Consider the following 11640-nt stretch of genomic DNA (forward strand, 5'->3'; position numbering starts at 1 on the left):
AAGCAGAGCTTTGATCAAGCGTGACCTCTATGTATACGGCAAGCCGCTATATCCAGCGAACAGCATCTCTGCGAGTCAGTCCCGCGACACGGGCAGCCGCCCGGCGACGCGCAATCTTTAAGCAGGAGCACGGCAATCCTCGTGTTTGCAGGACTGGTCGCCTTGCTGCCGATGCAGGATTAACCGGTAATCGAGTCACAAGATGTCGCCTGGATCAAAGGAAATGCCTTTGATCGACTATTCAATAGTAAAGGAGTCAATCTTATGTCGCGATTGAAAATACGGTTTCTCAGCACGGCGTTGGCTGTCTCCATGCTGCTCAGCGAGCTGTGGGGGCTTGCCCCTCCCGGCTCTCAGGGCGTCTATGCTGCCGATGCGGAACTATCCGCCGCCGCTAGCAACTCTGCCACCATGCCTATCGAAGGGGGGCCTTCGATGGAAGCTTCCGATTCGCCCGCAGCGGGCAATGTCGCCGAATCAGTCTACGGGAGCGGGCCGCCGGCCGTAACCCCGGCCGTGTACGGCAGCCCGATGCCCGTTGTTATGAACGTATACGCGACCCAGCTTCCCGGGCTGATCGCGTATTGGGATTTCGAGCAAGTTACGAACGGGACGGTTCCCGATATGTCGGGAAATCAGCACACCGCTACCATGAACAATACGACGCAAACCGCCCTGGGACGCAATTCGAAGGGGATGTACTTTAACGGGACAAACGCCTTTCTAAGCGGGGGGCCGGCTTCCGGTTACGATCTGCGCACCGGATTTACGATTGCCATGTGGGTACAGCCTGAGGTTCAGAGCAATGGCATCCACAAGTTCATCTCCTGGGACGATGGCTTCCGGACGAGCGGCAACGGATTGGAAATGGGCCTCGCCGCGTCGGGCACCCGCTTCTCCTTCATGCTGAAAAACGATTCAACCCGCGAGGTTGTCAATACGTACCATCCGATTACGACAATGTTCGGGAAGTGGAAGCATGTGGCGATGACTTGGGATCAAGCCAGCAGAACGATGAAAATTTATCAGGACGGCCAGTTCGCCGGGCAGGCAACCTTCGCAGGTCCGCTGCTTTATCCGAACCGGGATTTGTGGATAGGCAAAAATAACGAGAACTATTTCCATAAGGGGATCATGGATGAGGTCAAGATTTATAACCGTGCGCTCAGCTCGTCTGAAGTAATGGACGTATACCAGGATTTGCCGAATATTCCCGTAACAGGCGTGACGCTTAGTCAGTCCGCTCTTAATCTGTCTCTGGGGGAAAGCGCCAGTCTCGCCTATGACATCCAGCCTTACCATGCGAAGGATCAGGGCGTCACCTGGTCGAACAGCAACCCGGCGGTAGTCAATGTCGACGAATTCGGCCGGGTCAAGGCCGTTGGCGAGGGAACGGCCGTGCTGACCATTCGTACCCGCGACGGCGGACATACGGCCTGGTGTACAGTCCAGGTATATATCCAGCATCCGACCGGGGTATCGCTCAATAAATCGGCTATTACCCTGGAAGAAAATAAAACAGAACGGCTGTATGCGACCGTTGCACCCGTTCATGCGTCCAATAAAGCCGTAGCTTGGAGCTCCAGCAATCCGGCGGTCGCAAGGGTCGACGAAGCGGGGGTTGTCCGCGGACTTCAGTCCGGCCAGGCTGCGATCACAGCCACGACGGTGGACGGAGGCTTCACGGCCAGCGCGCAAGTGACTGTCACGAAGACGGCCGTCACGGGTATCGCGCTGAACAAGACCTCAGCGACCGTTCAGCCGGGAGCGACCGAGCTGTTGACTGCAAGCGTGACGCCTTCGAATGCAACGCACAAGGATCGGCTGACATGGAGCTCCAGCGATGAGTCCGTAGCAACCGTAGATGCGGCGGGACTCGTCATCGCCCGGGGAGCCGGTCAAGCGGTCATTACCGTGAGGTCGGATGACGGCGGACGGACGGCCACTTGCACTGTAACCGTTCCGGCTTTTGGCCAAGGGATCTGGAGCAAGGTTTTCGTGCTCCGCGATTATTTAAATATCTACGATTTTCCGGAGGAGCTTCTGCACTATCCGCTGTCGTTTCCTGCGGGGACCGTGAAGAAAAATGGCCTAAGGCTCACGACGGCGGCGGGACAGGAGACGGCCTATGAGCTAACGAATATAGCCGAGGATCAGCAGGGGTATCTTACAAGCGCTGTCATCGGCTTTCGCTCCAATCTCCCGAAGGGAGCGGTCAAGTCGTTCCTGCTGGACTATGATCCGGCCTACGATTATGCCGCTGCCTTCCCTCCGGTGATCACGGTGCAGCAGCAGCCGGGCGGCGTGGCGATTCTGGCGACCGGCGGACAGCAGCTCAAAGTGCCGGCAGGCACGGTAAATTATCCGGACGGTCAGGCATTGTCCCAGACGACGGCTCCGATTATCGCCATCTCGCGGGATGGGCAATCGTGGGCGGGGCTCGGCTCCTTCCAAGGGCCGGCGAACGTGAAGACGACCTCGATCACCGGGGCTGTTACCGAGCACAATCAGCTCTCTTTGACCTACGAGATTGCCTATACGTTCACCGGCGACCGGACGTACAAGGTCCGGCTGACGCTGCGGGAGGGCGACCGGCATGTCACCGTCGACGAGACGATGAGCGGATTCGAGCCCGGGGATGAGACGTACTTCAAGTTCTCAATGATGAACGGCATCAATCCCGACGGCCGGCTGGTCATCAGCAACGGCGGTTATACCCCGGCGTATTCGGGCAAGTTCACCGACAAGCTGGGGGCGGGCGGCAAGCTTCCTTACGAGCTTGGGCTGTATGCGGTCAACAACTACGGCATTATGCGGTCCACCGTGTTTTGGAAGGATGACGGCGCCAACGCCCTGATATTCAGCCTGTACCGCAACCGCGACTGGAAGACGTCCCAGCGGTTTTTCTATCAATCTCCTGGCGCGCATAATTTAAACTTCTACAGCGCGGATGGCGATAAGTACATGCGGGTGCGGCTGGAAGGCACGGAGCGGCATTGGGCGCTCGGGCTGATTCCGCGCAGCGAGGTGATCGTCGGCTCGCGCACGGGAACGACGGCAGGCCAGACCTGGCTGGCGAATTCGTCCATGACCGGCTACGAGAACAAGTGGGGGGCGGGCCCCGAGGTTCGGCTGTGGCAGAAGCTGTCGGACTTCAGCCTGGACCGCTACAAGGATCTGGTGCTGGACTGGGCCGATGATCCGGAGCTTGCGCTCGATTTGCCGGGCGGAGAACGGAATATGTCAGGCAATGAAACGACAACTTACTCGACCTGGCTGAACTTCCAGATGAATTACAAGTTTAACCCGATTGTGGAGCGGTTTATGGATGCTTCGCTGCCGCAGCGCAATGACCGTACGATGCTGGAGGAGTACGCAAACAGCAGATGGAGCTGGACCCCGGCCCAGCGGCAGCAGGCCAGAGCTCTGCTGGCGTTCAACGCCTATAACACGGCCGAGGACACGAACTTCCCGCACACTTCGATGATCTCGGGTCATGCGAACTTCTCTATCGACGGCAAGCAGGCGCTTGCGATCAGCGTCGGCGTATTCCCTGAGCATCCCGCCGCGCCGATGTGGAAAAACGAATTCATGACGTATTACCATGAATGGCTCAGTGTATTCGTCCGCAGGCAGAGAGCGGAATTCGACGCCAAGGGAGGGCGCTGGTACGAGAATCCGACGACCTACAGCCTTGCTTCTCTGAGGCCTTCGCTGATGGCTTATTGGGGGCTGAAGCAATACGACGGCACCGATCTGTTCGACCATCCGAAGTTCCGGGACTGGATGCGGTGGAACTTGAATATTATGGTTCCGGCCGAGGGAGGCGTACGCATGATGCCGCCTCAAGGGGCGCATGCGCTCGCGAGCGACCTGCCGGGAGGTGAATTCGACAATGTGTTCGAGGCGACCATAGCTGCGCTGAAGAGCAGCGCGAACCCGGTCAATGTCACGCTTGGCAGAAATCTGGAGTGGAGCGTCTCGAAGGGGACCCGCGGCGTGAAGCCGGCTTTGGAATCGATCTTGTACAGCGATTACGGCGCCGTCATGCGCTATGACTTCGGCGGACCCAATGAAGCGTATGTCAATGTGCAGCAGCTGTACGGCCCCGCTTACCGCTGGTCCACCGTCTCCAACGGCAATCTGATCTACTCGGCGAAGGGAAGACGCCAAAGCTGGAACGATGCGGAGACCAACGGCGACAGCCTGAACGTCCAGCTGTTGTCCGACTTCGTGCCGACAGGCTCGGGCGTATCGCTGGGGGACCGGCCGGTGGAGGGCGTGCTCTATAACTTCGACTTCGCGCAGTATTACAGAGCGGAAGGCAAGTCGGCCTCTTATCTGGGACGCGGAGTCATGATGGTTCGCGACGATTACTTGTCGATCTACGACGACCTGAGCCCATCCGCTTCCGGCACGTTCTACTGGAATAACTCGGGCTACAAGCACATCGGAGAAATTCCGTATCTGTACCCGGTTAAGTCCGGAGTCGGGTCGCAGATGCATATCGTCGCACCGAAGGGCGTCGGCTCCGGAACCGTAACGGGAAGCACGTACGGCTCAGGTCCGCTGACCGTCACAAGCGCCGTGTATGGAGCCATGATCAACGACAATGAATATGTATTTATGACAGGAAAAAATGACCCGCAGCTTAATGTGACCGGCGCTAACTTCTTGTTCATCGGCAAAATCGGATATGCCAGCTGGCAGGCGATGGCTTTGTTTGAAGGCAAAAAAATCGGCTTGGGCGGCTTCATCCTGGAGGTCATAAACGGGGATTTCGGATTCAGCGCCCAAAAGGTAAGCCGTACGCTGATGAAGGGTCGTTTCGCCGGAAAAAGCGGAGGTTCGCTGCGCATTTCCCTGCCGTCGGATTTCTCCATGAACAACCTGGCGGTCAAGGTTGACGGCGCATCCGTACCGTTTACGGTCAGCGGCCGCAGCATTTACTTCAATGTCGATATTGCGCAGTCGAACGGCTACAAAACGTACGAAATTACGTCCAGCTTGAACTGACACCGATTTATCGCTCTGGCGCAAGCCTCCATATGCGCTCTTTTTTGAAGGAGGTCCGCATGCGTGCGGATCTCCTTCACATGAAAGGAGATGGATAGGAAGCGTCCGGCTTGGCCGAAGTCATTGTTTTCAGCCTGAACCCTTGAGAGGAGGCGGCCTGTGCAAAGCATGAAGGTTATTATCGTGGAAGATGTGAAAATTGTAAGAGAAACACTGGCCCGGCATATCGCCTGGCATAGCCTGGGCTTCGAGCTGGCCGGCCTGTCCGAAAACGGAGAACAGGCTCTGGAGCTAATCGGCCGTGATCCCGAGCATCCGCCGGATCTGCTGGTTACGGACATCGGGATGCCGGTCATGGATGGCCTGGAGCTGATCCGGCGCGTGCGGGAGCAGTACCCTGCCACACGCTGCATCATCCTGTCGGGGCTCGGAGAGTTTCACCATGCGCAGGAGGCCATTAAGCTTGGCGTGACCGATTATGTGCTGAAGCCGGTCGATATCGAGGAGCTGACGGCCATCGTGACGAGGGTGGCGGAGTCGATTCGGGAAGAGCGGCGAAGCCGGGAGGAGCTGCGGGAGGCGCAGCGGATTATGCGCAATCATCTGCCGCATCTGGCCGAAAGCCAGCTGCCGGGAGTTCCGGGCCAGCTGAAAATCAGCCGAACCGTCGAGAAAATTTTGCAGCTGATCAAAGCCGAGCTGACCTCCAGCAGCTTGACCCTGCAGTTTATTGCGGACAGCGTCTATCTGAGCGAGAAGTATGTGAACAGCGTGTTCAAGCAGGCGATGGGGACGACGATCGCCAGTTACATCATCGCGCAGAAGATGGAGCTGGCCGGCCGGCTGCTGCAGGAGCCGGAGGTCAAAGTCTATGAAGTATGCGGCCGTGTCGGCTATGCGGACAACGATCATTTTCGCGAAAGCTTCAAGAAGCATCATGGCTGCACCCCGACGGAGTTCCGCAACCGGTATCTTTATTCCTGACAGCCGAGAGGAAAAAGGGGGAGTCAGCTTGGAAGTCATCATCACCCGCCGGCGCCGCAAGCCTTCCCGGCTCTATCACCGGATCGTCATTCCGGTTACGATGCTGCTGATCGCGCTTGTGCTGACACTCACCTTGAGCGCGGGGGCGGTTCTTGTCGCGATGCAGAACGCTCAAACCGAGCGAGAGGTCCGGCAGTCGATGGATTACGTGTACCGGAGCGTCTGGTACCAGTTCAACAGCCTCAAAAACATACCAAGCTTTATTTTGTCCAGCCGGGAGCTGGAGAGCATGCTGGAGCAGCGCTACACCTCGAGGGAGGACGCGGTCAATGATTACTTCAGTTTGTTCACCGAGCTGGAAAGCATGTCGCTGATCTCGCTGCTCAATGAAGTGGACCCCTACAACCATGCCCAGATTTCATACATGGTGTCTGTGCTGGTCGGCCAATCCAGCGGCTTGTATGAGCTGGCTACGGACCGGGTAGCGACAGTTGGGGGCATCTACAAAGATGACGATGTGCGGGAGGCCGGCTGGTACCGCAAGCTGTCGGAGGCGGGCAATCCGATGGTATGGTGGGCGGAGCCCCGGCCGGAGGGAGGCGGCTACATCTATACGGCGAAGCGCAAGGTCAGTTTGAAGGACGGGCGCGATCTGGGCGTGGTGGTGGTGGCGTACAGCATTCAGAATATCGGGGCCATTCTGAGCCGCAGCGGACTCGTGCAGGGTGAATATTTACTGGTCGATGACGAGAGCCGGATCGTGTACGGAAGCGGAATTTCTCTCGGGGAAGACAAGGGCAGGGGAGCGTTCCTAGAAGCGAGGACAGAGAGCGGCTCGGGCACCTTCCGGGAGCAAGTTGGCGATGAGCTTGCCTGGGTATCGTCCAGGGAATATGAGAATGGCTGGCGGCTGATTTCGATCGTGCCGGTGAAGCATCTGGACGATTATTCGGGATGGATCGTCGGCATCGTATTGACCGCCAGCCTGCTCGTCATCCTCGTCACGTCCTTGCTCCTTCGCCGCATAGCCGCCCGGTTGTCCAGGCCGATCACGGAGCTGGCTGGCGTCATGAAGCGGGTAGAGCTGGGGGATCTCCAGGAGCCGGAGCGCAAGAGGCCTACGATGATCGAGGAGATCGATCTGCTGCATCGCGGGTACAGTCATATGATTGCGCGGCTGAATCAGCTCATCCAGGAAGTGTATGTCCAGGACCTTACGGCCAAGCAGCTTCAGCTGGAGCTGCTTCAGGCTCAGATCAACCCGCATTTTATGTACAACACGCTGGACATGATCAACTGCCGCGCCTTGTCCAGGGGCGATCCGGAGACCGGGCGAATTTCGCGGCTGCTGGCAAGCGTGCTGAGGCTTGGGCTGAATAACGGAAGTCCGACCATTTTGCTCGCCGATGAGCTCAGGCAGGTGCGCAGCTATTTGGACATTCAGATGCTGATGAACGAAGGGTTGTCTTATACGATTGAAGCGGACGAAGGGCTTGCCGGGACCCGGGTCGTTCATTTTATGCTTCAGCCGGTCGTGGAGAACTGCATCGTACACGGTTTTCGCGCGAAGCGGGGGGATTGCCGGATTCGCATCCGGGCTTGGCGCGTCCGCCGGGAGCTGCTGATCGAGGTCAGCGATAACGGCTGCGGGGTCGATGCGTCCTTGCTGAATCAGGCTTTGGAGGGCGGGGCGCCGCCGGGTGCAGCGGGCTTCGGCACGCGCAATGTCGACCGGCGGATCAAGCTTCACGCCGGACCCGGGTACGGCGTCCGCTATGAGGAAACGACGGAGGAAGGGACTTGTGTGCGGATACGCCTGCCGGCTGAGGAGGCCGCAGCGGAATAATGCCAAAAGCTCTGTCTTTTCCCCGGGTATATCGTTCTTCCCCCGGGTATAAAGGGCCGCCGCTATCCTTTATCCTATAGATGTAAGCCTTTTCCCGGTATGATGGCCACATGCCGAAGGGCAAGGGATAAGCTTATAGGGAAGGGAGCTGAAGCGGCCGTGAGCACGGTAACTCAAACGAACAGGGCGGCAAGCGGGCTCCGGAGCAAAGCCGTCTGGGCCCGCATATGGAGATTCCGCTTGCTGTACATCATGCTGATTCCTGCCGCGGTCTGGGTATTCCTATTCGACTATGTGCCGATTTACGGGCTTAGTACGGCATTCCTGCATTATAACTATGTGCAAGGGATATCCGGCAGCGAGTGGGCGGGCCTTCATTATTTCCGTCAGCTGTTCGAGTCGGAGATGTTCCGCAATGCCTTGACCAACACGATTATCATCAATTTGTATAAAATGATCAGCGGCTTTCTGTGTCCGATCGCTCTGGCGCTGGCGCTAAGCGAGGTGAGAACGCTCTGGTACCGCAAGACGCTGCAGACGGCCGTCTACCTGCCTCGCTTTGTCTCGTGGGTCGTGTACGGGGGGCTGATTACGATCCTGCTGTCTCCGGAGACGGGGATCGTCAACCGGCTGATCGTGCTGCTCGGCGGCGAGGCGGTGTACTTTCTGGCTGAGCCGCAGCTGTTCCGGGGATTGCTCGTCATCACGGACGCGATGAAGGAAATGGGCTGGGCCGCCATCGTCTATATCGCGGCGATCAGCGGCATCAACCCCGAGATGTACGAAGCGGCTATCGTGGATGGGGCGACCAGACTCCAGCGGGTTATCCGCATTACGCTCCCGGGCATTGCGACGACGATTGTCGTGCTGTTTATTCTTCGCATCGGCTTTATTATGAGCGCAGGGATCGATCAGGTGCTGAATCTGTATAATCCGATGGTGTACGAGGCGGGAGACATCCTCGACACCTATATTTACCGGATGGGCATCGAGCAGTTCAATGTTTCCCTTGCGACCGCTGCGGACGCCGTGAAGGGGATCGTCGGCTTGGTTCTCGTGCTGATTACGAACGCCATTGCCAGGCGGATCGACAGCGATACCGGCATTTTCTGAAAGGAGGGAAAAGCATGGCAGTGAACCGTCGCAAAGCATGGCGAAGCCGAATGGAATGGAACGAGAAGCTGTTCGTTGGCCTGAATTATTCGGTCCTGACGCTCATCACGCTGATCATCGTGCTGCCCTTCTGGTATGTGCTGATCGTATCGATAACCCCCTATCAGGAATTTATGGAGCGGGGCGGCCTTATCTTGTTTCCGACCCAGTTCAGCCTGGAGTATTACGAATATTTGCTCCGTGAAGGCTCGACGATTTACAAAGCCTACTACACGACGATTCGCAATACGGCCGGCGGCGTCGTGCTGGCGCTGTTCCTGACGGCAACGTCGGCCTATGCGCTGGCAGAGAAGCGATTGCCCGGCCGGCGATGGATTTTGCTGTTCTTCGTGCTGACGCTGTTTTTCCGGGGAGGGACGGTGCCCCTCTATATTACGGTGAAGCAGATGGGGCTGCTGAATACCGATGTCATTCTTATCTTGATTATGGCCTACAGCGCTTTTCTGATGATTATCATGAAAACGTTTTTCGAATCGCTGCCCGAAAGTCTGCGCGAATCTGCGGCGATCGACGGAGCCTCCGAATTCCGCATCCTGTGGCAGATCGTGATTCCGCTGTCGATGCCTGCGTTCGCCTCTATCGGCCTGATGTACATGGTGACGTATTGGAATGATTTCTTCAACGCTTTGCTGTACGTATCCGACTGGAACAAGGCGCCGGTGCAGCTGGTGCTGCGGACGATTATCGCCAACTCGAGCCTGCCGCCCGAGCTGCTCGAAGCGGCCGGTACGACGCCGCCCCCGACGGTAGGCATTCAGATGGCTTGCATCATTATCGTGGCTATGCCGATGCTCGTCATTTATCCGTTTCTGCAGAAGTATTTTCAGCAGGGGATGCTCATCGGCTCCATCAAAGGGTAACTTATGAAATGGGAGGTTCATGACTATGGAAAGCAACCGCAAATTGCCTTACGCCGTAATGTCCGCTCTGCTGCTCAGCGCAGTAGCGGTCACCGCCTGCACGAGCGGCGGAGGAACGGAGGGAGAGCCGAAGAAGACGGGCCCGGCTCCGTCTCCGGCTCCCGGAACTAACCAGGGTGCGGGACCCCAGGCGGAGGAGGCATATGAAATCAAGTGGCTGCGTGCCATCGACGTGTCGAAGCCGTATGATCCGGGCAAGGATGTCATTAAATCGGCGGTTGAGAAAGCGCTTAACGTCAAGTTCAATGTGGAGCTTGTCGACAATCAGCAGTATAAGACGAAGCTGAACCTGAAGATGTCCAGCGGCGATATGCCGGATCTCGTGCGCATCGATGTAGCCGATGATTTTCAGAAATATGCGCCACAGGGCGCTTTCGCCGATCTGACGCAGCTGATCAATGAGAAAAACACGCCGAACCTGCTCAAGGAGGTAAGCCCGGCCATCCTGGAGCTGTCGAAGGTGAACGGCAAAATCTACGGGATTCCTTATGCGGGAGGTCCGGGCTCGGGCTACCGATGGAATATCGTGATGCGCAGCGACTACTTGCAGGCGGCCGGCGTGCAGCTGCCGAAGACGCTCGACGACTATTACGCGGCGCTCAAGAAAATCAAGGAGCTGAAGCCGGAGGTCATCCCGCTCGGCGGCTATACGGCGCAGATCGGCGATGTCAAGTATGCGAACAACTCCTTTGACCATGTATTCGGGGCGTTCGGCGTGACGCCGGGTTATTTTACCCAGAAGGACGGCAAGTTCAGCAACTATGATATCGACCCGCGTACCCGCGACGCGCTGGCTTTCCTGCAGAAGATGTACGGAGAAGGTCTGATCGACAAGGAATTCGCCACAATCAAGGAGGAGCAGCTGCGCGACAAGCTGTACTCCGGCAAGCTGTTCTCCTGGATGGGCTGGTGGTCCACGGCGAGCGATTACGACACTCAGATCGAGACGTTCGAAGCGAAGAAATCCGGCAAGATGGGCAAGGACGACAAGCTGCCGGATCAGTCGGATCTGCCGTTCAAATATTTGGCCCTTACCGATGCGCTCACAGGCAAAGACGGCATCTACGTGGCTCCGCAGGGAGCGCCCTTCGGGCAAGTGTTTGCGATCAGCGCCAAGACGAAAAATCCGGAGCGGCTGCTGTCCATTTTCGACAAAGGGCTGGCCCAAGACAATCAGCTGCTCAGCATATGGGGCATCGAAAATGTCGACTATGCGATCGAGAACGGCAAGCTGAAGCAGAAGGTCGATCATATCGATCCGAAAACGCAGGTCGATAAGGACGGCAACTTCCGGGGCATGCAGGGTTATACTTGGGCGCCGGGGCTGAACGGCTGGCCCCGCTACCTGGAAGCGACTCCGCTTCGCCGGGAGCAGGCGCTCGGCATAGCGATCAATAATAAGTATCAAGTTCAGGACGCCTCCAACTACCTGGTTTCCCCGACGAAAATCGCCAAGCTGAAGGAACTTAACACGCTGCGCGACTCGTACTTTACGCAGATCATCATGGGCGGAGACCTGAAGAAGTTTGACGAATTCACAGCCAAATGGAAGTCTCAGGGAGGCGATCAGATCCTCAAGGAGCTGGAAGAGTCCTACAAGCAGAAGCTGGGCAAGTAAGCCGTAAATTCCGCCAATCGCAACGCCGCATTCCGCCAGCAAGCCCGCAGGCGGAATGCGGCCATTGCTGCCCTCTGGACGTC

At 57.5% G+C, this 11640-nt stretch carries 6 protein-coding genes; all 6 read left to right on the plus strand.

The features are described from left to right. Nucleotides 1–264 precede the first annotated feature (264 nt). The 6 genes from BLR08_RS04980 to BLR08_RS05005 all read left to right on the plus strand — a co-directional run bounded on the left by BLR08_RS04980 (nt 265) and on the right by BLR08_RS05005 (nt 11557). Entirely contained in the window at nt 265–5016 is a 4752-nt protein-coding gene (locus tag BLR08_RS04980; RefSeq protein ID WP_072327597.1) for an Ig-like domain-containing protein, read from the plus strand. A 168-nt stretch (nt 5017–5184) separates the two neighbouring features. After that, complete coding sequence (locus BLR08_RS04985) at nt 5185–6000, plus strand: response regulator transcription factor (RefSeq protein ID WP_256257360.1); 816 nt, start codon at nt 5185–5187, stop codon at nt 5998–6000. 28 nt (nt 6001–6028) lie between these two features. Further along, nucleotides 6029–7846: a cache domain-containing sensor histidine kinase gene (locus BLR08_RS04990; protein WP_072327595.1), complete on the plus strand. Its 1818-nt coding sequence runs from the start codon at nt 6029–6031 to the stop codon at nt 7844–7846. 159 nt (nt 7847–8005) lie between these two features. Then, nucleotides 8006–8959 (plus strand): ABC transporter permease, encoded by a 954-nt coding sequence (locus tag BLR08_RS04995; RefSeq protein ID WP_072327594.1) that lies wholly within the window; start codon nt 8006–8008, stop codon nt 8957–8959. Nucleotides 8960–8973: 14 nt separating this feature from the next. Then, nucleotides 8974–9879 (plus strand): carbohydrate ABC transporter permease, encoded by a 906-nt coding sequence (locus tag BLR08_RS05000; RefSeq protein WP_083536585.1) that lies wholly within the window; start codon nt 8974–8976, stop codon nt 9877–9879. Between the two features lie 25 nt (nt 9880–9904). Further along, nucleotides 9905–11557 (plus strand): extracellular solute-binding protein, encoded by a 1653-nt coding sequence (locus BLR08_RS05005; protein WP_072327593.1) that lies wholly within the window; start codon nt 9905–9907, stop codon nt 11555–11557. Nucleotides 11558–11640: the final 83 nt, after the last annotated feature.

Source organism: Paenibacillus sp. cl123, from assembly GCF_900101595.1.
Classification (GTDB): Bacteria; Bacillota; Bacilli; order Paenibacillales; family NBRC-103111; genus Paenibacillus_G.

What these genes read in the sequence shown, in the direction of transcription:
- BLR08_RS04980 (WP_072327597.1), top strand. Translation starts at nt 265, where the DNA reads ATGTCGCGATTGAAAATACGGTTTCTCAGCACGGCGTTGGCTGTCTCC.
- BLR08_RS04985 (WP_256257360.1), top strand. Translation starts at nt 5,185, where the DNA reads ATGAAGGTTATTATCGTGGAAGATGTGAAAATTGTAAGAGAAACACTG.
- BLR08_RS05000 (WP_083536585.1), top strand. Translation starts at nt 8,974, where the DNA reads ATGGCAGTGAACCGTCGCAAAGCATGGCGAAGCCGAATGGAATGGAAC.
- BLR08_RS05005 (WP_072327593.1), top strand. Translation starts at nt 9,905, where the DNA reads ATGGAAAGCAACCGCAAATTGCCTTACGCCGTAATGTCCGCTCTGCTG.